The sequence below is a fragment of the Enterococcus sp. AZ035 genome (assembly GCF_050548325.1).
Lineage (GTDB): Bacteria > Bacillota > Bacilli > Lactobacillales > Enterococcaceae > Enterococcus > Enterococcus faecalis.
The window spans coordinates 57,620-81,585 of sequence record NZ_CP172958.1 but is presented as its reverse complement, the minus strand read 5'-3'; the positions used below and the strand labels follow the sequence as shown (position 1 = coordinate 81,585).

Sequence of the window (23,966 nt, the reverse complement as noted above, 5' to 3'; positions counted from 1 at the left end):
CCTTTTGGCGTTTTTTACGAAAATTTTCAATGTTCCACTCTAGTGATACCGAAACGTAGAACATTCATTTACTAACTACTCACTTTACATGACGTTGTTATTTTCTGTCACCAATTCTAGCTCTTGCAAGTAATGATCCAAAGTCGCGTGATGTTGATCGACATCGGCTAACTCTGTTTCAATTTTAGCTAAACGCGTGTTCATGCGTTGAATTTCCGTTAGTGTTTGTTGTAAAACGTTTAAAATCCGTTCATCGTTAGGCATTGAAATCACTCCTTGTCCATTTATAGTTCTGAGCCGTGTTCAATCTCTTCAATCGTTTCAAGAGACAAATCTTTGGCATCATTTTTAGCTTTGTGGAAGACCATATATAAAATAGTACAAACGATTGGGATACAGCCTGCTAAGAAGTACATTTGTTGGAATGACATAAAGTTACGTAATTCACCTAAAACGTACGGACCAACCCCTAATCCAAGGTCTAAACCGATGAAATAAGTCGATAAAGCAATCCCGATACGGTGAGGACTTGGGCTTTCTTGAAGACAAACCGCTTGGCCATTTGACATAAAAGTACCATAACCTAAGCCAATTAACCCACCTGAAATTAATAACATCCAACCAGACGTAGTCATACTTAATAAGAATAAGCCTAGTGTTAAGAAAATGTAGCTCGGATACATGACGTAGCGTTCACCTTTGACATCGAAAATCCGACCTGTCGATGGACGTGTTAAGGTAATCACGACTGCATAGACGATAAAGAAGAAAGTGCTGACGTCAACTAAATCGATTACTTTGACATAAGAAGATAAGAAAGACAAGACACTTGAATAAGCAAGACCCATTAAAAAGGCGATAAATGTAATAAATAAAACTTTCTTTTCAACAAAACTATCAAAATTCCATTTAGATAAAGCTTCACGATGTTCAGGTGTTAACTCAATATTTTTCACTGGGAAAATGAAGCAAGCAATGGTTGTTAACAAAATTAAAATAATTGAAAAGTTAATAATGACATGGAAGTTGGAAACATTTAACAATAACATCCCAATAAATGGCCCAATGCCGGCTGCTAAACTAGTACTCAAACCATAATAATTGATCCCTTCCCCTTTTTTGTTTTTAGGGATATAGGCGGTAACAATTGCGTTGGTCGCTGTCGAAACGGTTCCGTAACCAAACCCATTTAAAAAACGGACCAGATAAAGAATGCCCATACTTGGCATATACATATACGCAACAGTCGTTAAAAGATAAAACAAAGCCCCATAACGTAAGACTTGTTTGCGCCCAATCAGTTCAAGGAGTTTCCCCATGAAAAGTCGTGCAAGCAATGTCCCGATGATGTAAATTCCTGAGGCCAAACCTGCTTGACCTAAAGTAGCGTGTAAGCTATCTTGCGCAATCACCGCAATAATAACCATTAATAAATAATAAACAAGATAGACAATGAAATTAATCACTGTAATACTGATAAAGCCTTTATTCAAAAGCTTTGTTGGTGTTTGTTCTGTCATAATTCTTTGAATTCCTCTCTCTTTTGTTCTGTTTATTTTGTGTTGCTATTTTTCAATAAAAGACCGCTATCCCCTCACTTTGATGACTTATCAAAAAATTTTCTGAAATTCATTTGCAGTTATTACTATACGAGATATCCGTTACAAAAAAATGTAAATTTGTGAATGATAAACGTTATCTACAAATAACTTCAACAAATGTTGTTGATTTTTGTTGAAAAGCCAAAATGACTAATGATTTTAATTAAAATAAGCTCTTGGCTAATTGCTCAAAATTTACTTTTCATACGAAACTTCCTCATACATAGAAAAAGAAAAATAGGACATAAGCCGAAACGACTTATGCCCTATTTTTTTAAACTTTCTCTATTTTCGTCCTAAAATCCATGAAACGATGGCAACTAAAATCACTGCCCCGATAATCGATGGCACAATAGCCATCCCAGCTAAGCTTGGTCCCCATGTGCCTAAAATGGCTTGACCAATTGTTGAACCAACTAACCCTGCAATGATATTGGCAATAATGCCCATCGATGATCCTTTTTTAGTAATTGCTCCAGCGATTGCCCCAATGACCCCGCCGACAATTAATGCCCAAATAAAGCCCATGATTGTTTCCTCCCTTTAACTGTTTATTCTACACGTGGTTCCATATTTTCTTTGACTTGTTCTGTTCCTTTATTCACAGCTTTTTTTGCTTTTTCTGTTTGTTCAGAAGCAAATTCACCGGTACTTTTGGCAGCGCCTGTGACTTTATCTTGAACCGTTTCGCTATCTTCTTCGTATTCTTCTTTTGATTTGATATCAACTACGTTAACATTCACTTCAATCACATCTAAGTGGGTCATTTTTTTCACTTCACAACTGATTAATTCTTTCATTTTTTCGTAAATGTCTTGAATATCTTTGCCGTATTCTACCACGATATCCATATCAACAGCGACTTGTTTTTTACCAACTTCGGTATCAATACCCGCTGTGACGTTATCTGTGTTTACTAATTTTTCAGCAATATTTGAGAAAAAGCCGCCATCGACTGTTAATAGACCATCGACATTTTCTAAGGCTAAACCGATAATTTTTTGAACGACTTTATCTTCAAATGTTAATTCACCTTTGATTGCATGATCTTCTGGTGTGTGTGGTCCGTTTCCTGCTGGTTTTGGTACATTATTGAATTTTTCGTTACTCATGGTTCATTCCTCCTAGTTTCTTCTATTATTGCTTTATTTTTAATAAAATAATAACCAATTATTGAACACGAGGTGCCGTGTTTTCTTTGACTTTTGTCTTGCCTTTAGTTACCGCATGTTTGGCTTTGTTGGTTTGTTTTGACATAAAACTACCTGTCGCTTCAGCGGCGTTGCCAAGTTTATCTTGGACCGTTTCACTTTCTTCTTGGTACTCTGCTTGTGTTTTGATATCTACTACGTTGACATTGACTTCGATTACTTCCAAGTGAGTCATTTGTTGGACTTCGCGAGTAATAACCTCTTTCATTTGATCATAAATGGTCTCGATATCTTTCCCGTATTCGGCTACAATGTCCATATCCACTGCGACTTGTTTTTTGCCGACCTCGGTGTGAATGCCTGTTGTAACATCTTCACTGTTAATCATTTTATCTCGTAAATTCGAGAAAAAACCACCGTCCACAGTTAACAAACCGTCGACTTCTTCCAAAGCAATGCCAATAATTTTTTGGATTACTTTATCCTCAAACGTCAACTCACCTTTAACAATCGATACATTTGCATTTTCCATAGCCAAAACCTCCTATTTATGATGAAAATAATTTTTGACAATGCCTGTCTGTTCCAAATACAAACCTAGCCAAATACCTAGTCCTGTCAGGAGTACCACTAACAATGTTTTAAAGAAGCCGATTGACAGAAACAAGATTGCAAAAACCAAGCCGACTAGGCCACCAATTAACGGAACGGCATATTGTTTTATCCATTCAACCATTGTACATCCCTCCTACTCCACACGTGCTTGTGTTTGCTGTTGTTGTGGTCGTTTCATTGATTGAATATCTTCAAAATGAACATCAATCGTAATCTTGTGACCAGTTCCCACCAAACGAGCAAGCCGTTCTTCCATTGTTTTTGACCAAGCTTCTGTTTGCCCAATTAAATCTGCCGTTCGTTTCAGTGTGCCTTTAACATTGACCTTAATGCGCCGTTTTGTCGCCTTTACACGAATGGTTGGTGCTTCCAGAAAGTCACTGTCTTGCAAGCTAGAGCGTACAAATCCTTCGATGGCTTTACGGTGTAACACTAACTTTCCTTGCTCTTCTTTTAATTCAAACGTGCCTTTTCTTCTTGGGAATAAAAGAATGAATAAAAAGAGAAAGAGCATAATTCCTAGTAAAACCAGCGCTACCCAAAAGATTGCTTGACGTGCGTACTCGTTGTCTTGCAAGAACCATTGGACATTATCTGGTGGTTGCCAAGCTGTATCGGCTGACCAAGTGGTGATGGCCACCGCGCCAAATAATGCCATTAAAATCAGTGAACCTAGAAGCAAAAGTATTTTAACAACTTTATTCACGGAACATCCCTCCTAAAGATTAATTGCTTCTCCACCAGTTACGCCATAAACTTGAGCCGTAACATAACTTGCATCATTGGACGCCAAGAAAACATAAACAGGGGCTAATTCAGCAGGCTGACCCGCACGTTCCAGTAAAGAATGTTGCCCAAATTCTGGCAACTCTTCAATTGGTTGTCCATGATCTAACTGTAACGGTGTCCAGATTGGTCCTGGAGCCACGCCATTTACCCGAATGCCTTTTGGTGCCAGTTGTTTTGCTAAACCAACGGTAAAGTTGGCAATTGATGCCTTCGTTGCTGCATAATCCAACAAATGCTCACTGGGATTAAAGGCTTGGACGGAAGTCGTTGTCACAATACTACTTCCGGCAGGCAAGTGAGGCACTGCTGCTTTGACAATGCCAAACATCGCAATAATATTGACATGGAAAGTGTCTATCACTTGTTCCATTGGTAATTCTTCAATAGCGGCACAGGAAATTTGTTGGGCTGCATTTAAAACGAGGGTATCCAAGCCGCCTAATGCTTCATGAGCTTGTGCAACCAATTCTTCAGGTGCCTGTTTATCTCTTAAATCTGCTGGCAAAAGAACGACTTTTCGGCCAGCTTCTCGTATATAGTGCGCCACTTCTTCGGCGTCTTTTTCTTCACCTGGGAAAAAATGTAAGGCGATATCTGCGCCTTCACGAGCAAAAGCAATCGCCGCAGCTCGTCCAATCCCAGAATCACCGCCTGTAATTAATACCCGACGATTTTCTAATTTGTGATTTCCGACATAGCTGTCTTCCCCACAATCTGGTTTAGGGACCATTTTGTCCTGTAATGCGGGAGTTTCTTGATCTTGTTGCGGAAATCCATCACTATAAAATAACTTTCTTGGGTCTTTTAAGTTTGGTTCTGTCATTAAATCTCCTCCCTTTCTACTATTACCTTAATACAATTTTTTCTTTTTGAAAAATATTTGAGCACATAAAATAAAAAAATATTTTTAATACTCATTAAGCGAAATTTTTGGCAAAATTATCTAAAAGCTGATTTTATTTTTCAAAATAGCGTTTAATTGACCTTTTTTATCAACATTTGTTATTGACATATGATGTCCAATTCGCTTAAATAAGAAAGAAGCCCAACAGGCAAAAACAAAAATATTTAGAGATAATTGAGGAGTTACCGCCAATGAGAAATGTTTTACAAGACTACTTAGATGAACATTCCTTTCGAGTCGTTGTAAAAAAGAAGAAAAATTATTTAACTTATGAAGGACTGCAAGATCGTTATGCCTATATTTTAAAAAGTGGCATCATCAAAACTAGCGTTATCTCCAAAGACGGTCGTGAATTTAATTTACGTTATATCAACAATTTGGAAATTGTTTCATTGCTACGTGATGAATATTCAGAATTTATTGATGCACCTTTTAATATTCGCATCGAATCTCCACAAGCAGAACTTTACCAAATCGACCGTGTTCAATTTTGGCGGGATATCAATAATAGTAAAGACTTGCAAATGTATGTCAAAGAATACTATCGGGACCGTTTAATGCATTCCATGAAAAAGATGCAGCAAATGTTGATGAATGGCAAATTTGGGGCCGTTTGTACACAAATCTATGAAATGTACGATTCATTTGGCGTAGAAACAGAGGAAGGTATTTTAATCGATTTCGTGGTGACCAATGAAGAAATTGCGCATTTTTGTGGGATAACTTCTGCTAGTAGCGTTAACCGGATGATGCAGCAACTAAAAGAGTTAGGGGCAATTGAACTACGTAACCGCAAAATTTTGATTAAAGATTTAGATATGATTAGAGATAACATTATTGTTTAACATCAGCACCCCCCGCAAGTTTGACCTTGCGGGGGGTGCTTTTTATTTTTCAGTGACAATATTCACAGGAAATTGTCCATAATCTAAATTAAATGTCCGACCAGCCGTCAGCTGAAGCATTTCTTTTTTCATGCCTTCCGCCAAACGTGCATCCCCAAAACTTTCAATCATATCAATAACGGCGATTACTTCTTTATAATATCTCATTTTGCCAGTGTACAGATAATACGTAAGATTTTTTAAGTAACGTAAGTTAAAATGAATATAGTAGATTTCAGCAGGAATCGTGGTAACACTCATTAGCGCTAAATATTCCCGGGCTTTCGCATAATTTTTCTTATAAAGTTGCGCTGTAATGATATTTAGGTAAAAACCATAGGCGACATTTAATGTTTGGGTATCACGTAATTCAGCATCTTTGACAGGAAACATCTGCTCAAGAATCTGAAGGACTTCGTTTTCAGAAAATAACGCCCCTGTATTAGTCACCATTTGATAATCGTAATATGTATAGTAGCTTTTGCTAGAGATAAGTGCGAGAATTGCCATTCGATCGGTTTCATCAAATTCTGGAATTTCCTCCCAATCATTACTGAAAGTTAGCTTAATATCTGTATAAATAGACATCTCTACTGCGTTTTTGTGGGGATTGCGCTCTAATTGATAAAAGTAATGAATCAGGTTCTTTTTTTCACTTGTATTGTTCAACCCCATTTGACAACATTCAATTTGATGCATAATTTTAGATGAAGCCGTACTTCTTGTTTCAGAGACCATATGAAAAAATTCATTAAAGGTAATCCCCAGTGACTGTAATGCTGTCATTAAATCCTCGTAACTTAGCTTGGCTTCACCAATTTCGATTCTTCGATAGGTTTGTTTCCCTTTTTTTGGTAAAACATCTTTCTGAGCAATTTTTTTCTTTTTTCTAAAATACTTTAATGCCTCTAACACATCCATAATATGCTCCTTTCTATTAATAAGTTAATATTAAGTATTATTTTTTTATTAACTAAAATATAACATTTTATAAAAAATTATTTTTACGAACTTTAATATTACCAAATAATCAAATAATATATTTGTTTGAATTATTTTTTTGCACATTATAATTGTTAGACGTCAACAAATTAAAAAAAACTTTTCTAATTCGTTCTTGAAGAAACTAAGATATCTGTCTTATAATGAAATTCAACATAACTTAGAGCAGGAGGTGTCGCAATGTTTGGTTTCAATATTAGTTTATTTCTTATTACTCGGTTCCGTTAAACCCACTCTTCACTAACCATTGTACAATCAATTCCATTTAATATCTATTTCATTTTTATTAAATAACATTTTTAATAAAAGTACATATCGTTTATTTTTAGATATTTTATTTAATTATTTGAAATATATTTATTTAAACAAATAAATTACATTTAATTAAATCAGAGGGAAACAGATTGTAGCAAGTGAAGAAAAAAATAGCTCTTGAGAGATATTTTCTCAAGAGCTGTTTTTCTATTTTATTTCAAAAGCGGTTTGCGTTGTGGGATTATTACTTAATAAGGTGTTTTTATACAGTAAATAGTATGCTGCCGCTGACCAACTAAAGTTTTTCGTACTTAGGCCCTTCCCTGTTAGTGGATCATAATTTTCATGAATAGGTCCTTCTCCCATCAATCCTTCGGCATGTAAGAAGAGTTTTTGTGTCATTTCTTTTGCTTCTTTTGTATAGTCATAGTTTTGAAGAGCTTCTACACCAAACAAGGCTTGATCAAGCCAAACTGGTCCCCGCCAATATTTCGTTGCAGCAAATTTTTCATTGTCTTTGGATGCCGTTGGGAATGGCATAAAGGTATTGAACATTTCTTGATTCATCATGTTTTTCTTAACTGCCGCCGCCTGTTCTTTGGTCGCTACTTTTGCCCAGAGCGGCAACCAGCCTTCTGTTCCTTTGCCACGATTGACTAACAATTTTGTTTTCGAGCCGTCTTCATTTATTTGTAAGTCATAGAAGAAGCCTGTTTTTTCATCAAACATATTTTCTTGAATATATTTTTTTAGTTTCTTCGCTTCTTTTTGATAGTTCTTATAGTCCTCTTTTTTGCCTAGTTCTTCTGCTATCGAAGCTAAATAGCCCTTTTCAGCGTAGAGATACGCATTCAAATCCACTGATTCTTGATTAATCGAATACCCCACTACTTTTCCTTTATTTTTGTTTTCAAAAACTTTAACTCCCACGTCGCCTTTGCCCACACCTTCTTTGTCAAACCGTGTAGCGTTATCCATGCCACTTTCCCACGCGGCTGCTTCAATAACAGCATCATCATCCACTTTAGGTTGGCCATTTTTATCTTTAATGATTTGATCCTTGTCGTCTTTTTGCCAGTGAGCATCACTGACCATGCTTCCATATTCTGCTATCCCATTTTTATTGTGGTCTCTGTTGGTATACCACCAATTATGATAAACCACAAGTTTGGGATACATTTCTTTTAAAAATTCCTTATCTTTGGTTTCTTGATAAATATGCCAAACTGCCCATGCAGCCAATGGTGGTTTAGAATTTCGTTCATTCCAGTTGCCACCTTCACCACCACGCGCACTGTCTTGATTGTAAAAGACAGCATCAATGATCGCTCCTGCATCTTGTGGACGTACGGTATCATCTTTTTGAATTTGATAATCAAACAAGGCCCGCATATTATTTTTAGCTAACTCGGGATTAAAATCAGCCGTTGCTACATCCGCTTTCCACGAATCCCAAGCCCACATACCAATAAACCATTTATAAGACATGGACGGAACAATCCCGTCATGCTTAAAGGCACCTGCCGCGCTTCGCCAATTGGTATTAATCGTTTCAATCGATTTGACTAGCGCATTTTGATATTCAGGAAATTCTGCTGTTTTCTTTTGATCAAACGTTTTATCTAGATATCCTTGCCATCTTTGCTTGTTCTCTTTGAAATAGCGCGCCGCATTTTTGGTATATTCGGGTGCTTGTTGTTGTTCCTTTGCCTCTTCTTCTTTTGTAAAAGTATAGCTTTCTGTCGTATAGGTGTTGTACGTTTGTTTAGGCTTCAATTCAATTGGTTCAGCGGTTGCTGTATAATTCCGATTATCAATTTTTGTTGAAACTTTATCCGCATGATGAATCGTATATTTTGTGTCTTTCGTAGCAAAATAATTCCACGTTTCTCTGACTTCACCAAAATTCACTTGAATGTCATTGTCTTTAGCAGTTAAACGAGTGCCAATATCTAAGGTTTCCGTTCCCTCTTGAATTTTGTCAAAGACCGCACCTGTCCAGCTTGCTTCAAGTGACAAGGGCTCTTCACCAGTGTTTTCAAGTGTCGTTTGGATAAGCGCCGTTCGATTGCTGACAAAAATTAAAGCTAAATGAATCGTTAGATCGTCTAATTCATAGGTTTGCTCTAGGCGCCCAGGATAATAAGACAGGTCCATGCGGTTGCTTTGGCTTAAATCATAGGTTTCTCCCGTTTTTTTATTTTTGACCGTTAATTTGTTTAAACTTGCCGCCAAGTTTACTGGATATTCTTCCGCAATAATCAATGGCCCCGCAAAACCACCCAGTAGCTCTTTATTGCTTTTTTCAGGTAAATAGTAGCCATGCCATGCACCTAAATCAGAAAAATTATTAAAATAATTGGTATCGTATACGCCATTCGTCCGTTCGGTTGGTGATGCACTCACATCTAAAACATTTGCAAATTCATCAACTTTTGTTTTTTCAACACTTGCTTGCACTTCCCCGCTTAACGGAAAACAGCTGACTACGGTGATTCCTAACGCTAACCAAGTAGACACCCGTTTCTTTTTTGATAAACCCTTCATAAAACCCCTCCTATAAAATGATAGCGCTTTATACACTGATTTATTATCAGCAAGGACTATGCCAAATGGAGTGTATCCCTTTTTATTATTGAAAGATTCAACTTTCTCTAGAAAAAAAGCGACCGTATCGAAGTGTATTGATCAAAAAATAACGAGTGTATCGATAGTGTATTTAGTTTATGCTTGATTCTGTTTTATTTTCGTAGCTTCCACAAATTTTTCAGTAATTTTTTGCGGTCGTGTAATAACAGATCCCACCACCACGCTATAAGCACCTAGCTCCAGAACACGTTGGACTTTTGCTGGCGTATCAATCATTCCTTCTGCAATAATTGGTGTAGTAAAATGCTTCTTTGCTTCTCTTAACAGTTCAAAATCATTTTGTTCAATCCGCTGATTTTCACTTTGCAGCGTATAGCCGACTAACGTTGTACCAATATAATCAAAACCTAACTCCGCTGCTTCAATCATCTCTTCCAGCGTGGAACAATCCGCCATCCATTCTTGGTTAGGATACTTTTCTTTTATTTTTTTGAAAAATGTGGCTAACGTTTCGCCATTTGGTCGTTTCGAATGGGTTGCATCGAGAGCGATAATTTCTGGCTGAACAGCCATTAATTCATCTACCTCACGCATAGTTGCGGTAATATATATTTCTGCGTCAGGATAATCTCGTTTAATAATCCCAATGATTGGTAAATCAACCTCTTTCCGGATTGCTCGAATGTCTACCACAGAATTTGCTCGAATACCTTTAGCCCCTCCTTGTTTAGCGGCCAAAGCCATCTTGGACATGATAAAAGAACTATGCAACGGTTCGTCTGCCAACGCTTGGCAAGAAACAATTAATGCCCCTTTGATTTCTTTATTCAACATTGATCCCTCCAATTTAAAAGCGATTACAAACACAGTATACCTACAACAGCTGAAATATGCCACTCTTCTAAATAAGAACAAACGTTTCACGTGAAACAAAAGAAAGCAAGCGGTTAAGGCTTGCTTTCTTTTGACTTATTTTTAATTTTTACGACCCTCTAAATAATCATACCCAAAATGTGCATACGCAAATGGCGTTGCAATTCGTCCTCGCGGTGTTCGTTTAATGAAACCTTTTTGAATAAGATAGGGTTCATACATATCTTCCACCGTTTCGGTTTCTTCACCGATGTTTACAGACAAGGTACTTAAACCAACTGGACCGCCGCCGTATAAATCAATCATTGTTTTCAACAATTTTTGATCGACATAATCCAAGCCTTGATGGTCCACTTGCAGTAAGGTTAACGCTTTGTCTGCAATCGCTCGGTCGATTTTGCCATCTGATTGGACTTGGGCAAAATCACGGACACGTTTTAACAAACGATTAGCAATTCGGGGAGTTCCTCTTGAGCGGCGCGCAATTTCAAAGGCACCTTCCTCAAAAATCTCCGTTTGAAAAATATCCGCGGAACGAAGAACGATTTCTTTTAAATCCTGCTCTTGATAATACTCCATGTGAGAAATAATCCCAAAACGATCTCGTAATGGCGCTGAAAGCATCCCTGCCCGTGTGGTAGCGCCCACTAAAGTAAAAGGCGGTAACGGAAAATGAACGGGATGTGCCGTGGTTCCTTGACCGACCATGATATCAATGTAAAAATCTTCCATTGCGGAATACAGCATTTCTTCCACAACTCGCGGCAAACGATGAATTTCATCGATAAATAACACATCGCCAGGCTCTAATTCGTTCAAAATAGCGACTAAATCTCCCGCCCGTTCGATGGCTGGTCCACTTGTGGTACGAATGTTCACATTCATTTCATTGGCGATGACCATCGCCATTGTCGTTTTCCCTAAACCTGGCGGACCATAAAGAAGGGTATGATCCAACGCTTCATTCCGATTTTTCGCCGCTTCAATATAAATCGTTAGTTCTTGTTTTACTTTATCTTGACCAATATATTGTGCTAAAAATTGTGGACGTAACGATTTTTCAATTGAAGCTTCTGCTTCTTGACTTGCAGCTGAAAGCAACCGTTCTTCTTCTGTCATCGTTATTCCTCCTTAGCGTTTCATCATGAATTTTAACGCATTGCTCAAATAAACATCTGTCGTTGTCTCACCTAACGCTTCCAATTGCTTAGTGATACGCTTAATCTCTCGGTCACTGTAGCCTAGGGCACTTAATGCTTCTAACGCTTCTGCCAATGCTTGATTGCTTGTTGTCACCGCTTCGGTTGCGGTCATGGCCGCAACCGCTGCTTCGGAAGACTCTAATTCGCCTAATTTTCCTTTTAAATCTAAAATCATTTGTTGGGCTGTTTTCTTGCCAACACCTGGGAACTTCGTTAAATATGTAACATCTTCCCCTTCAATTGCATTGATTAAACCACCATGATCAGCCACAGAAGCCATGATAGCTAAGCCACTTTTAGGTCCAATTCCAGAGACACTGATTAATTTTAAGAACAATTGTTTTTCTTCTAAACTGCCAAAACCAAATAAAAGTTGTGCATCTTCCCGCACGACTTGGTGAAGATATAGTTTAATATCCGTATCCATTTTTCCTGAATAGCGATACGGGTTATCGACTGAAATCTGATAGCCAATGCCATTTGTTTCAACGACAATATAGTATGGGCTAACAAACGTTACTTTTCCAATAATATATTCGTACATGTTGTCACCTTTCCAATTGCTGATTGCGTACATATGTTCCATTTTACTTGATTCATTTATTTTAAGCGATATCTTCATCGTTTGCAAATATTCCTATGAGCAATCTATACTAATAGCCTGAAAACACTCTTTATAAAACAGCTTTCTATTGATGAAGCAAACAATAATTAATAACTAACAGAAGACAGATTAACACGCTCTCCCTAGTAGAGACAATAATTTTATGTACAACTCAATCTAATAATTCTATCTAGAAAGCTGTAAAAATTTAGGATTGATATTACTTTCAGACAAAACTAAATCATAATCTTCTGGGTAAACTTTTAAGTGCTGATCTAACGCAACAGATACCCCTGCTTGTAACCTTGCTAAAGCTACTTTATTATCCATCCATGTCAATGCATGAAATAGGGTACCTAAACAGGATATTCCTTTGCCTTTTCTATACTCTGCCTGAGTAATATTTGCTCGGGGATGAAAATTTTCACTATATCTAATAACTGCTTTAGCCGACCGATAGTTATACATTCGTCCACCATGTGCAGCTCTATTCCTATAACTATGACATAAAAAGATAATGTCAGTAAACATATTGGTAATCCCTTCATCCACGATTTCTTTAGGTATTCCTAGAATCATCGCTATAACTTCTTTTTTATTTTCACTTTTTTGTAATTTATAAAAATTAGCCAGGTTTCCAAATGTTGTTCCTTTTAACATAATCCAAGGTGGAACGTTTCCATGATAACCACGATAGTGTTTCATGGGTTCTATATCATCGTAGATAATCTTTTTAAACTTTGTAATTAGCTGATCAACTTTATATCCTTGTCCGTTTTTGTTTTTCTTTCCACTTTGATAATGACGTCTATTCAAATAGTTTATTTGTTGTTCACCTATATTTTTACTGACAACGTAAGAAATAGCTGCTCTTACATACATCTCAACATCACATGTCGCATCAATTACAGATGAAGTTATTGTTTTGTCCATCATAAATAAAGAAAAAATATGATCAGATGTACTGTTTTCTATAAAACATTCTTCTTGATGGTCAGTTATTTTTTGCTTTTTTTCCAAAAGGAAGTCTTTATAGCCATTGATAATCTCATAATAGCCATAAAAAGATAATTTCTTTTTTGCATTTTCTTTATCCGAGAAAACCAATCCTCGAGCTTCCAAAATAGCTAATTGTTCATCTAACGTTTTAAAAGGCTTCATATACTGTTCTCCTATTAATTAGCACAAGAACGTCTATTAGAAAAACTAATAGACGTTCTTGGTTAGCCGCACAGCAGCTCTTCTTTAAGGTTATCTCTATGCTATCATTTGTTTTGTAGCTAGTCAATAGCCCAATTTTCTAAAGAAAATGCTTTTTATACTAAAAAATACAATACGTTGTATAAAAACAGAAAAAATATTAAATATATTTCTATACATTGTCCAAAAAATCAAAATGCACACAGCCATAGCGGAGAATTTTTTATCATCGACCTTGGCTACATCTATTTGTTACTTTTCGCTCACTAGGGAATTAAAAAGTGCGTACTGTTTTTTTTGACATGCTTGCGTAATAATAGCGGTAGCTTCAAAAAAATAACCAAAAAGGAGACTACATACATGAAATTAAGTATCTTAGATCAATTAACGGTTCCTAAAAATCAATCAGCAAGCGACACATTACAAGAAGCCAAAGAGCTCGCTCAATTAGCGGAAAAACTTGGTTACACAAGAATTTGGTATGCCGAACATCACGGCTCAGACGCCTTTGCCAGTGCAACGCCAGAAATTTTAGTTGCACATATTGCTAGTGCCACCGAAAAAATTCGTGTTGGCGCGGGTGGCATCATGACCATGCATTATGCGCCATTTAAAGTCGCAGAAACGTTTAAAACGTTAGCAGCTTTATATCCTGATCGAATCGATTTAGGCATGGGCCGCTCGCCTGGTGGCAGCCCTTTAACTACGTTGGCGTTAAATAATGGTCAGCCACCACAGCTAGACCAATTTGATAAATTACCTGAAATTTTACTCTTTTTAAGAGAGGAATTTCCTGAAGATCATTTATATTCTAAAATTTCAGCTGTTCCGCGGGAAGTTCTATTACCACAACCTTGGTTACTAGGTGCTAGCAAAGAAAGCGCACGTTCAGCTGGTGAATATGGCATTAATTTTTCCTTTGCGCAGTTTATTCATGGACATTTGCCCAAAGAAGTATTGTCCGCATATTACAAGCATTTCCGACCAGTAACTGAACAACAAGAGCCGCAAGTGAGCGCTGCGTATTTCACTTTTGCCGCCGACACGAAAGAAGAAGCAGAATACCATGCGGCTAGTTTCGAGCATTATATCTTTGCCACCGAACATGGGCTTCCAAATAAATTTTTATCGCCAGAAGAAGCACTAGCTTTCCCTTACAGTGAAATGGACAAACTGGTTTTAGAACAAAATAAACAACGCTTTGTCATTGGCAGTAGCCAAGAAGTTGCGGAGTTTTTCCACCAACAAGAAGAGCTAGGGTTGACAGAAGCAATGCTAATCACCCCAGGTTATGACAAACAAACGCGCTTTCAATCATTTGAACGCCTAGCAAAAGAATTATTATAGAAAGGAAATGAGAAATGTTAGAGGTTTTAAAAAGAATTAATACGCTTGCACAAAAAGAGCGTGAACAAGGCTTAACATCTGAAGAACAAGCTCTTCGTGTCGATTTGCGACAAGAATATTTGCGGACCATTCGTGAACAATTCAATAAAACATTAATGGGCGTCACTATTTATGATCCTACTGGTGAAGATGTGACCCCAGAAAAATTAAAAGAAGAACAGCAGAAATATTTTGATTAAAAGAGACACAGAACAGTCGATTTGACTATTCTGTGTCTCTTTTTAACTACTCTTCTGTCACATATGTCCACTTATAATCATATTGTGCGCCAGCACCATGGGCAACGACGCCTTTCACTTCTTTACTGCGTAGATGGGCAGTCGCCTTTTGATAAAGTGGGGCTAAAGCGGTCTCTTCACCAATCAATAACTTCTCAGCCTTAACCATGTCTTCCCAACGTTTTTCAGGATCTGAAGCATCTCTTGTAGCTGAAGCCTCAATCAACTCATCGTAGGCTTTACTTGAAAAACGCCCGCGATTATAGTTATTACCAGTAACAAAAAGGTCTAAGAAACTACTTGGATCTGCGTAATCCGCAGCCCAACCACCTAAGATTGTCTCAAAATCGCCGCGACTACCTCGATCAATTCGAACTGAAAACGGCACTGGGCTCACTGTTACATCAATGCCCTCTAAAGTATCCTTTAACGTACCTTGAATATATTCCGCTAACTTTTTCGTAGAATCGACATCATCGGCAACAATATCCATTTTGAGTGTTGTTATGCCCAATTCTTTCTTCGCTTTTGCCCAATATTCTTTTGCTTTTTCTGGGCTATATTCAACAATTTTTTTATTTTCATCAGCAAAATCTTTGTCATCTGTCGGCGAATACGACATCCCTTCTGGAATTAAGCCAGTAGCGACTACTGAGCCGTCGCCTAAAATTTTATCTACTAATGCGTTGCGATCAATCGCTGCTGAAATTGCTTTGCGTAAATTCACATTATTATACGGTGAATTTTTATCTCGCTGATTAAATTCCAAATAGCTGGTTCGTGCTTCTTTTTCGATAACCAATTCTGGATCCTTCGCCATTTGCTGGGCCAATTCGCCGCTTAAAATAACATCGTCTGCCTGGCCATCTTGGAATAAGTTCAAGGCAGTTGGCGCCTCCTTGACAACATCAAAATTGATTTTATCTAATTTGACATTGTCTTTATCCCAATAGTTTTCATTTTTTTCCAAAGTCCAATTGGTATCTGAGCCAGCCCCTTCAAAGTTAGCTAAGACAAACGGACCATTATAGACTGCTTTTTCACTGGAAGCAGCGTAATCTTTGCCATATTTCTCTACGGTTGCTTGATGTTGCGGGAAAAATAGTGGAAAGGCCAGTAAATAATCAAAATATGGTGTTGGTTTTGCCAGTTTAATTTCTAGCTCGTAATCTCCGTTTGCTTTAATGCCTAATTCAGAAACTGGTTTCTTACCAGCTACAATGTCTGCACCGTTTTCAATCATTTCTAGAAAATAAGCATACTCAGCGCCAGTCTGAGGATCTGCTGTACGTTGCCAACTAAAAACATAATCGGCAGCTGTGACAGGATCACCATTGGACCATTTTGCTTCTTCTCTTAGTTTCACTGTGTACGTCAGACCATCATCACTGACTTGCACTTTTTCTTTAGCTCCTGCTGGTTGCGGCTTGCTTTTATCATCTAAACGATAAATTCCTTCATACGCATTATTCAGTGCCGTAAAACTAATTGTATCTGTTCCTAAAGATAAATCTGCAGAAGGCATTTCTTGTTGAACCACTACTTTAAATTCTTGTTTAGCGGCAGTTTTCTCTGATCCGCCCTTTGCTTTTTCGGCGCCAGCTCCCCCATCGCCACCACAAGCAGCTAAAACTAACAGCGTTGTTAAACTTAACCCGATAAGTCCTTTTATACGTTTACTTTTCATGCCTTTCTCCCTTCACAGAAAAAACTCTTCATTTTTTAATTTTTAGAATATTCTTATAATACTAAAATTAAAAACAAATGGCAAGCGTTAAAATAAAAAAAGAACCAATCCCGAAGGACGGTTCTTAAAAAATGACTAACTAGCTTTGTTACGTCGTTTATAAATATACCAGCCAGAAGAAGAAAGTCCAACGAACAGTAAACCATATAACGCAAGCGTTTCTGTTTCTGTACCCGTTTTAGGTAAAAAGCCGCCATACTTTTTCTTCTCTGTTACGGATGGATTGCTCTGTCTTGCTCCCGCTTGGTTTTGTTTATTGGTTGCTACTGGTGTTTCTGGTGTTGGATCTGGTGTTGGCGTCTCTCCTCCACCGATTAACTCTTTGTAAGCTTCTTCCGAAATAGAAACAATTCGTTCGCCTGGGAATGGTTCTTTATATTGTGCTAAATCAATCGTCGTTGCTGCACGATACAACCGCAAGCTGGTTGCACTTTTCAAGTATTCAATTAAGACAGCATCTAGTGAAATCCCTTCTTCTCGTTCACCACCTAGCATATCGTAACCATCACCACCAGCAGCTAAGAAATCATTGGTAGCCATCCGGTATTGTTTCTTCTCATCCAATGGTTCAAACTTTTGCGTTTGCCGATTTTTAATTTCTATTCCTAATACGCGACTACCGACAATCGTTTGTCCTGTTTCATTGCCTTCGTCACTAGCCAAGCGAGTACCTGGTTTTGTGGAATCATAGTGGATACGAATGGAGCTTGAAACATGTAGGAAACCACCATTTGCGCCAAGTTTTGGTTGGCCAGCATCATCTAGTAAAATTGTGCCATTCTCATCTTTTTGTGGAATCGAACGAACAGACATTTCAAACATTTCTTTAACTTGAGCGCCGGTTACTTGAATTTGCGCAATGCTATTGCCAAAAGGTAACACAGCAATGACATCCCCAACTTTAATTGGCCCTTGTTTAATATCAGCGCGAATGCCGCCACCATTAGTTACTGCAAAATCAGCAGGTTGGCTAAACGCGTCTTGGCCATATGACATAATCGCATCACCAATCAAATTCCCTAAGTTGGTCTCTCGTGTGCGCACATTTTCTCGTTGTCCATCCAATGTGAATGGAATATAATCGACAATTACTTTTTCATTTTCAGCGTTAAAATTCGTTCGTGCTTCATCAACGATGGCTTTAACTGCCGGGTTTTCTGGCAATCCTAGCAACTCTTCTGCTGAAATCAATTTTGCTGTTTTCTTAGTTGGTTCACTCTCTGGTGCTGTGACGATCCCAACATTATTTAAATAATTACCTGTTTGAGCATAGATCACTTTGCCATAACGTTTGCCGCTTTCGACGGCTGTATGCGAATGTCCATCAATCACAGTGATATCTAACTCAGGATATGTTTGACTAAGGGTTTCTGCTAGCGTATCACCACGCCAGATATGCGGCGTCGTTTCATCTACGCCTAAATGCCCAGTAACCACGAAAGCTTGAATATCCGCGTACTTCTCTTTAATTTCATTAATCACCGCTTCTACTTCTGGAATCGGGTCTTTAAATGTCACCTTCTCTACGTTTTTCGGGTGTGTTTTCGTTGCTGTTTCTGGGGTCGTCACACCTACAATGGCAAACTTTTTCCCGGCTTTTTCTACGATTGTATACGGATCAAAAACCCGTCCACTGCCATCTTTGTAATACGTATTACTAGATAAAATCGGAAAATTCAGTTGGTCTTTATAACCTAGTGCAATCTCTAAACCAAAATCAAACTCGTGATTTCCCACCGCCATGGCATCATAACCAACTTCATTCATGGCTTTGGCCATATCCGCGCCTTTGGAGAAATTGGAGATTGGTAATCCTTGGAAAACATCCCCTGCATCCACCATCAAGGTTGGGTTTTCTTGGTCTTTAAAGGTTTTTAGACGCGCCATACCTAATTCGCCTTTCCCTGCTTCTAGTCGGCCATGAACGTCATTTGTGTGCATAATGGTATATGCATTATCTAAATCAAAGCCCGCATTACGGACATCTTGTTTCGTAATAGCGGCGGCGTTTGGTGTACGTCCATCAGGAGAAGTCGGAATTTGAAGAGTGCCGTCATTCACTAATTCGATTGCTTTGGTACGCCATTTTTCATCAAAATTTGTCCCAATAATTGACCAATTTCGTTCGATTTCTTGTTCTGGATCAAGCGTTCCTTTTTTCTTAATATAATCAACAATCATTCCTCGTAAGGTTTCTGGATCAGAATTTTCAATAGGTTCCCCTACTTGAATCCCTTGGCTAGCTAAACCGCCGTAACGATAATTATTCATGGCAATCGTATATTCTTTGGCAGGATCCAACGGTTGGCCGTCAATTTTCGCATCTACAATTCGTTCACCCACTGGTTTTGAAATGTCAATCTTGTAGTCCACTCCAGAAATCATGTCATAGTTATATACACGAATGTTTGGATTAAAACTAATGGTCAAATCATCTGGCTGTGTTTGGTTATAGTACGCCCCTTGTTTTTCTAAATACTTCAGTAAGTTTTCACCGTTAATGGGAACACTCACTAAGGTATTCGGGTATTTGTAGATATCAAAAATCGTGGCATAGGAAATCTTCCCCGCAGGTAATTTACTGTCGTATTTAAACAGCGCTGCCGCACTTAATTGTGCGCCTGTTACTTCTTTTTGAACGTTATTAATTAAAGAAATCATCGCTGTTGGTTGTAATTGCGCTTCGGGAATTCCTTTAATTTCTTGTTTTGGTAAAAAATCAGCTGTTGCTGTGCCGATCTCCTCCTGAATAAACGCTCGCGTTTGCTCATGGTATTCTTTTGTCGCTGCCTTAACTGCTTCATCTGCTGGAACATTCGTTGTTGGTACAATCGTTGCTGTACCTTCTTGCACTTCCCACTTATCGGCATTTTTAGCAACTGAAAGATCAATTTTGACAACTTCTGTCCCCGTATCTTTCGGTCCCCCTACCGGTACAGTTTTTCCATTCGGCGCTGCTCCTTGCTTGGTAAAAGAAAGGTGGTCATGACCTAGAATATACGCATCAATCCCCGCGACATTTTCAATTACTTGGTCGGCACTGGCAGCCGGATCACTATTTTGTTGTCCCGCATGAATCGAAGCAACAATAATGTCAGCCTGATCGTTAGTTTTCAACTCAGCAACTGCTTTTTCTGCTTCTTCTTTCAAAGGTAAAAAATTAAGCGAAGTAACACGAGGGCCATCCCACAAAGGAATGTGCGGGATTGTTAAGCCAATAATCCCAACTTTTAAATCTGGCTGCCCATCTTGATTAAAATCAAGTTCCTTCGTGGTAGTCCCTTCAACAAAACGACGACCATCTTCCTTATTGTAGGTATTCGCAGACAAGATTGGAAAAGTGGCTTCTTGTTGAATTTTTTGGATTAACGGTAAACCAAAATTAAACTCATGATTTCCCAAAACCATTGCATCATACTTCATCACATTCATGGCGGTAATCATTGGATGGGTCTTTTCATTCACTAAAGGCGCTTTATTATACAAGTCATCTGTTAAAATAGTGCCTTGAATATTGTCGCCATTATCAATTAAAACGGTGCCTGCTGGGTTTTGCGCCCGGACTTGGTTGACGACTGTACTTACTTGGGACAAACCAACTGGTAATTCTTTATCATCTTCATAAGACCAATTCCATAATTGACCATGAACATCTGACGTACCTAAAATTGTTATTTTTTGTGGTGTGCTCGTTTCTTCTTTTTCAGCGGTTGACGTTTCTAAATTCGTCGTCTCTGTTGGTGCCGTGGTTTCTTGTAACTGCTTGACACTGTCACTCGTAGCCTGATTTGGTGCTTCTTGTTTGATGTCTGTTGTTTCCTGTGTGATGATTGGTTCTTGTTTTCTACTTGAATCGGTGGTACTTGTTACTGCTTCTGAACTTTGTTGACTCGTTGTTTCTACTGCATATGCCGTACTAGTAACGCTTGGCGCTATCAACGCAACAGCCATTAAAAAATGCATGCCCCACTTCACTTTTTTAAAGCTCAACTTTTTCACAAATTTCCTCCTTGTGTTTCAACCCATTTGCAACAAACAATTGTCAAAGTAACAAACAACAAAAAGAGCCTTCCCCCATCACGCTGCTCTTCTTTTCCTATCATAATATATCCGTTAAATAAAAAACAGTAAATTCCGTTAAAATAAGATGTTTTTCCTGTAAATTGTTTTTATTTTTGGACAATATAGCGAATTTGTTTGTGAAAAAAATAGTCATTTTGACCAAAACACGAACTTTATAAAAAAGAAAGTCTTTTTATATTGGAAAAGCGGAACAAAAACTATTTTTTTGAAAAAAATAACTAAAAATACCGAATAAACAGCATTGGTCTAGCCCTTGAATGTCTCTAAACAAATACTAGCAGCAATTGGTCTAGTCTTTAAGGAGGAAAAAGAACGCTCTTTTGCTTAAGCAAAAGAGCGTTCTTTTTTATTTGAGGTTAATCCTTCATATAAGGTAACTTTTTAGCATAGCCTTCTTTATTCACTTGACGTGCCCGGGCAATCGCCAAATCTTCTGAAGGGACATCTTCTGTGATGGTTGAACCAGCAGCAGTCACCGCATGATCACCAATCGTGACTGGCGCAACAATGTTCGTTGCAGAGCCAATAAACGCGTGATCACCCACGACTGTTTGGTGTTTATTTTTGCCATCATAATTAACAAAAACAACGCCGCAACCGACATTAATATCTTTGCCTAATGTTGCATCACCAACGTATGTTAAATGGCCCACTTTTGTGCCTTCATCGATTGTTGCATTTTTTACTTCCACGAAGTTACCAATGTGTACGTTTGCCCCCACATCTGCTTTAGGACGTAAATGTGCATACGGACCTACATCGGCCCCCTCGTGAACCACACTTTCTTCAATCACAGACTGTTTAACAACCACTTGATTGCCGATGTGACTATCAACGATTTCTGAATGTGCGCCAATCAAGCAATCTTCGCCAATCACTGTTTTTCCTTTGATAGTGACTCCCGCTTCAATGACTGTGTCTGAACCAATTACCACGCCTTCATCAATATACGTTGTGTCTGGATCAATAAATGTAACACCATTTCGCATATGCATTTCATTTAAACGACGATGCATAATTTTATTAGCAGTGGATAAAGCGACACGATCATTTACACCCATTGCTTCGTCAAAGTCTGCCATTTGGTAAGCAGCGACAGCTTTGCCTTCTTTTTTCAAAATTTCAATGATATCTGTTAAATAGTATTCCCCTTGTGTGTTGTTTGTATCTGTTTTCGCTAACGCTTCAAACAATGATTCATTATCAAAACAGAAGGTTCCCGTATTAATTTCTTGAACACGTGCTTCTTCTTCACTGGCATCTTTTTGTTCCACGATTCGTTCAACAATGCCCACATGGTCACGAATAATTCGACCATAGCCTGTTGGGTCTTCCGCATGCGCTGTTAAAATAGTCGCACTTGCATTCTTACCTTGATGGTAATCGAATAAATTTTTCAAGGTTTCTGCAGTTAATAACGGCGTATCCCCTGTAATAACTAATGTTGTTCCTTGTTTACCACCTAATAACTCTTGTGCTTGCATGACTGCATGCCCAGTTCCCAATTGTTCAGCTTGTAAGGCATATTGACTACGTTCGCCTAAATGGCTTTTAATCATTTCCGCCCCATGTCCAACGATTGTCACGATTTCTGTTGGTTCTGTTTGTTCTACTTGATCTAAAATATGTTCGACCATTGGTTTACCAGCAACTGGATGCAATACTTTATAAAGTTTAGATTTCATGCGTGTTCCTTTACCAGCTGCTAAAATAATTGCGTATCTATTTTCCACGTTTGCCACCTCAAATTAACTAAATTGTTTGATTTTCTTCTAAATCATCCTCATTATACCTTTTCTAGTTTATCTTACTCTTTTGTCTTTTTCAACAAAATAAGGCATTTAAAAGGTAGACCAATTTATTTTCTCATCTTTTTTTAAAGGAATAAAACAGAAAAAAAGAACCTGAAAATGGAATGGACCATTTCCACGCTCTTTTTCAAATTATTTCTCTGTGAAATAGTTTCCTGGGACTACGCTAATCGTTTTTGTTTGTGTATCCACATCTTCCACGTACAATAGCGAAGTGTAGTCATCGATTGCACGACGGCCATTGAATTTTGACTCAGCAAAAACGGTAATGCCCACAAGTTCTGCTTCAAATTCTTCAATCATACTCTTCATACCATTGACGGTGCCGCCGCCTTTCATGAAGTCATCCACGACTAAAACTTTTGAGCCGCGTTTTAAGCTGCGTTTTGAAAGTTCCATTTTTTCGATACGTTCTGAAGACCCTGATACATAGTTCACGCTCACCGTTGAACCTTCAGTAATCTTAGAATCGCGACGAACAATCACAAACGGAACATTTAAGTAATAAGACACAGCTTGCGCAATTGGCACTCCTTTGGTCGCAACGGTCATTACCGCATCAATTTGTTTGCCTAAATATTTAGAAGCAATAATCCGGCCCACTTGTCTTAATAAATTCGGTTCCCCAAGTAAATCTGAAAGATAAACATAGCCCCCAGGTAATAAGCGATCTTGTTCTGACAAACGATCACATAAATCCATAATCAACTGCTCCGCTTCCTCATAAGGAATTTCAGGGATAAAGCGGACACCGCCTGCAGCGCCTGGAATCGTTTCTAAAATACCTGTTCCACGTTCTTTAAATGTTTTTTTAACAATTGCTAAATCTTCACTAATGGAAGACTTGGCAGATTGGTATCGGTCAGCAAAATATGTCAAAGAAACCAATGTATGGGGATGATCTAAAAGATATTGGGTCATATCGATTAATCGTTCACTTCTCCGAATTTTCAAATTCGTCACTCCTTTTCATTCTATCGTTCCTTATTATAAGGGGTTTAACCGAAAAATTCGAGGATTTTTTTCAAATA

Annotated in this window: 21 protein-coding genes; 3 read left to right on the top strand and 18 right to left on the bottom strand. The window is 38.1% G+C overall.

What is annotated here, in order from left to right:
• Positions 1-84: 84 nt before the first annotated feature.
• The 8 genes from IGL32_RS00355 to IGL32_RS00320 all read right to left on the bottom strand — a co-directional run bounded on the left by IGL32_RS00355 (position 85) and on the right by IGL32_RS00320 (position 4,979).
• Positions 85-264 (bottom strand): hypothetical protein, encoded by a 180-nt coding sequence (locus IGL32_RS00355; RefSeq protein ID WP_002381345.1) that lies wholly within the window; start codon positions 262-264, stop codon positions 85-87.
• Positions 265-284: 20 nt separating this feature from the next.
• Positions 285-1,520, bottom strand: coding sequence for an MFS transporter (locus IGL32_RS00350; protein WP_016626249.1), 1,236 nt, complete (start codon positions 1,518-1,520; stop codon positions 285-287).
• 366 nt (positions 1,521-1,886) lie between these two features.
• On the bottom strand, positions 1,887-2,129 hold the full coding sequence (locus tag IGL32_RS00345) for a GlsB/YeaQ/YmgE family stress response membrane protein (protein WP_002356092.1): 243 nt from the start codon (positions 2,127-2,129) through the stop codon (positions 1,887-1,889).
• Positions 2,130-2,152: 23 nt separating this feature from the next.
• Positions 2,153-2,713, bottom strand: coding sequence for an Asp23/Gls24 family envelope stress response protein (locus tag IGL32_RS00340; RefSeq protein WP_002379260.1), 561 nt, complete (start codon positions 2,711-2,713; stop codon positions 2,153-2,155).
• A gap of 58 nt (positions 2,714-2,771) precedes the next feature.
• Positions 2,772-3,284 (bottom strand): Asp23/Gls24 family envelope stress response protein, encoded by a 513-nt coding sequence (locus IGL32_RS00335; protein WP_002383483.1) that lies wholly within the window; start codon positions 3,282-3,284, stop codon positions 2,772-2,774.
• A gap of 12 nt (positions 3,285-3,296) precedes the next feature.
• On the bottom strand, positions 3,297-3,488 hold the full coding sequence (locus IGL32_RS00330) for a DUF2273 domain-containing protein (RefSeq protein WP_002356087.1): 192 nt from the start codon (positions 3,486-3,488) through the stop codon (positions 3,297-3,299).
• Between the two features lie 12 nt (positions 3,489-3,500).
• Positions 3,501-4,073 (bottom strand): alkaline shock response membrane anchor protein AmaP, encoded by a 573-nt coding sequence (gene amaP / locus IGL32_RS00325; RefSeq protein ID WP_002381343.1) that lies wholly within the window; start codon positions 4,071-4,073, stop codon positions 3,501-3,503.
• Positions 4,074-4,085: 12 nt separating this feature from the next.
• Positions 4,086-4,979 carry an SDR family oxidoreductase gene (locus IGL32_RS00320; RefSeq protein ID WP_002361496.1) on the bottom strand — a complete coding sequence of 298 codons (894 nt, stop codon included), beginning with the start codon at positions 4,977-4,979 and terminating at the stop codon, positions 4,086-4,088.
• A 272-nt stretch (positions 4,980-5,251) separates the two neighbouring features.
• Between IGL32_RS00320 and IGL32_RS00315 the strand changes: the two genes are divergently transcribed.
• Positions 5,252-5,905, top strand: a complete 654-nt coding sequence (locus IGL32_RS00315) for a Crp/Fnr family transcriptional regulator (protein WP_002356081.1) — start codon at positions 5,252-5,254, stop codon at positions 5,903-5,905.
• Between the two features lie 42 nt (positions 5,906-5,947).
• Here the strand turns inward: IGL32_RS00315 and IGL32_RS00310 are convergent, their stop codons facing one another.
• The 6 genes from IGL32_RS00310 to IGL32_RS00285 form a co-directional block, all read right to left on the bottom strand.
• Positions 5,948-6,865: a helix-turn-helix domain-containing protein gene (locus IGL32_RS00310; RefSeq protein WP_002379261.1), complete on the bottom strand. Its 918-nt coding sequence runs from the start codon at positions 6,863-6,865 to the stop codon at positions 5,948-5,950.
• Positions 6,866-7,408: 543 nt separating this feature from the next.
• Positions 7,409-9,748 (bottom strand): alpha-glucosidase, encoded by a 2,340-nt coding sequence (gene ygjK, locus IGL32_RS00305; protein ID WP_016633755.1) that lies wholly within the window; start codon positions 9,746-9,748, stop codon positions 7,409-7,411.
• A 177-nt stretch (positions 9,749-9,925) separates the two neighbouring features.
• Entirely contained in the window at positions 9,926-10,624 is a 699-nt protein-coding gene (locus tag IGL32_RS00300; RefSeq protein WP_002379264.1) for an N-acetylmannosamine-6-phosphate 2-epimerase, read from the bottom strand.
• 141 nt (positions 10,625-10,765) lie between these two features.
• Positions 10,766-11,782, bottom strand: coding sequence for a Holliday junction branch migration DNA helicase RuvB (ruvB, locus tag IGL32_RS00295; RefSeq protein WP_002381340.1), 1,017 nt, complete (start codon positions 11,780-11,782; stop codon positions 10,766-10,768).
• A gap of 12 nt (positions 11,783-11,794) precedes the next feature.
• On the bottom strand, positions 11,795-12,409 hold the full coding sequence (gene ruvA / locus IGL32_RS00290; protein WP_002359241.1) for a Holliday junction branch migration protein RuvA: 615 nt from the start codon (positions 12,407-12,409) through the stop codon (positions 11,795-11,797).
• Positions 12,410-12,655: 246 nt separating this feature from the next.
• Positions 12,656-13,630, bottom strand: coding sequence for an Abi family protein (locus IGL32_RS00285; protein ID WP_002379265.1), 975 nt, complete (start codon positions 13,628-13,630; stop codon positions 12,656-12,658).
• 399 nt (positions 13,631-14,029) lie between these two features.
• Between IGL32_RS00285 and IGL32_RS00280 the strand changes: the two genes are divergently transcribed.
• Together IGL32_RS00280 and IGL32_RS00275 are read left to right on the top strand one after the other, a co-directional pair.
• Positions 14,030-15,016 (top strand): LLM class flavin-dependent oxidoreductase, encoded by a 987-nt coding sequence (locus tag IGL32_RS00280; RefSeq protein WP_002356071.1) that lies wholly within the window; start codon positions 14,030-14,032, stop codon positions 15,014-15,016.
• 14 nt (positions 15,017-15,030) lie between these two features.
• Positions 15,031-15,255, top strand: coding sequence for a DUF896 domain-containing protein (locus IGL32_RS00275; RefSeq protein WP_002356070.1), 225 nt, complete (start codon positions 15,031-15,033; stop codon positions 15,253-15,255).
• A gap of 46 nt (positions 15,256-15,301) precedes the next feature.
• Here IGL32_RS00275 and IGL32_RS00270 read toward each other — a convergent pair whose 3' ends face one another.
• The 4 genes from IGL32_RS00270 to purR all read right to left on the bottom strand — a co-directional run bounded on the left by IGL32_RS00270 (position 15,302) and on the right by purR (position 23,889).
• Positions 15,302-16,981 carry a peptide ABC transporter substrate-binding protein gene (locus tag IGL32_RS00270; protein WP_002361487.1) on the bottom strand — a complete coding sequence of 560 codons (1,680 nt, stop codon included), beginning with the start codon at positions 16,979-16,981 and terminating at the stop codon, positions 15,302-15,304.
• 135 nt (positions 16,982-17,116) lie between these two features.
• Positions 17,117-21,040 carry a 5'-nucleotidase C-terminal domain-containing protein gene (locus IGL32_RS00265; RefSeq protein WP_167591376.1) on the bottom strand — a complete coding sequence of 1,308 codons (3,924 nt, stop codon included), beginning with the start codon at positions 21,038-21,040 and terminating at the stop codon, positions 17,117-17,119.
• Positions 21,041-21,480: 440 nt separating this feature from the next.
• The gene (glmU, locus tag IGL32_RS00260; RefSeq protein ID WP_016618502.1) at positions 21,481-22,866 is read right to left on the bottom strand and encodes a bifunctional UDP-N-acetylglucosamine diphosphorylase/glucosamine-1-phosphate N-acetyltransferase GlmU; all 1,386 of its coding nucleotides are present in this window, start codon (positions 22,864-22,866) and stop codon (positions 21,481-21,483) included.
• A 201-nt stretch (positions 22,867-23,067) separates the two neighbouring features.
• Complete coding sequence (gene purR / locus IGL32_RS00255) at positions 23,068-23,889, bottom strand: pur operon repressor (protein ID WP_002381336.1); 822 nt, start codon at positions 23,887-23,889, stop codon at positions 23,068-23,070.
• Between the last annotated feature and the right edge of the window lie 77 nt (positions 23,890-23,966).

Coding starts and splice junctions, on each gene's coding strand:
- IGL32_RS00335 (WP_002383483.1), bottom strand. CDS start 3,284: ATGGAAAATGCAAATGTATCGATTGTTAAAGGTGAGTTGACGTTTGAG.
- IGL32_RS00320 (WP_002361496.1), bottom strand. CDS start 4,979: ATGACAGAACCAAACTTAAAAGACCCAAGAAAGTTATTTTATAGTGAT.
- IGL32_RS00280 (WP_002356071.1), top strand. CDS start 14,030: ATGAAATTAAGTATCTTAGATCAATTAACGGTTCCTAAAAATCAATCA.
- IGL32_RS00330 (WP_002356087.1), bottom strand. CDS start 3,488: ATGGTTGAATGGATAAAACAATATGCCGTTCCGTTAATTGGTGGCCTA.
- IGL32_RS00355 (WP_002381345.1), bottom strand. CDS start 264: ATGCCTAACGATGAACGGATTTTAAACGTTTTACAACAAACACTAACG.
- IGL32_RS00300 (WP_002379264.1), bottom strand. CDS start 10,624: ATGTTGAATAAAGAAATCAAAGGGGCATTAATTGTTTCTTGCCAAGCG.
- IGL32_RS00270 (WP_002361487.1), bottom strand. CDS start 16,981: ATGAAAAGTAAACGTATAAAAGGACTTATCGGGTTAAGTTTAACAACG.
- ruvB (WP_002381340.1), bottom strand. CDS start 11,782: ATGACAGAAGAAGAACGGTTGCTTTCAGCTGCAAGTCAAGAAGCAGAA.
- ruvA (WP_002359241.1), bottom strand. CDS start 12,409: ATGTACGAATATATTATTGGAAAAGTAACGTTTGTTAGCCCATACTAT.
- IGL32_RS00310 (WP_002379261.1), bottom strand. CDS start 6,865: ATGGATGTGTTAGAGGCATTAAAGTATTTTAGAAAAAAGAAAAAAATT.
- IGL32_RS00340 (WP_002379260.1), bottom strand. CDS start 2,713: ATGAGTAACGAAAAATTCAATAATGTACCAAAACCAGCAGGAAACGGA.
- ygjK (WP_016633755.1), bottom strand. CDS start 9,748: ATGAAGGGTTTATCAAAAAAGAAACGGGTGTCTACTTGGTTAGCGTTA.
- IGL32_RS00345 (WP_002356092.1), bottom strand. CDS start 2,129: ATGGGCTTTATTTGGGCATTAATTGTCGGCGGGGTCATTGGGGCAATC.
- IGL32_RS00350 (WP_016626249.1), bottom strand. CDS start 1,520: ATGACAGAACAAACACCAACAAAGCTTTTGAATAAAGGCTTTATCAGT.
- IGL32_RS00315 (WP_002356081.1), top strand. CDS start 5,252: ATGAGAAATGTTTTACAAGACTACTTAGATGAACATTCCTTTCGAGTC.
- IGL32_RS00285 (WP_002379265.1), bottom strand. CDS start 13,630: ATGAAGCCTTTTAAAACGTTAGATGAACAATTAGCTATTTTGGAAGCT.
- IGL32_RS00275 (WP_002356070.1), top strand. CDS start 15,031: ATGTTAGAGGTTTTAAAAAGAATTAATACGCTTGCACAAAAAGAGCGT.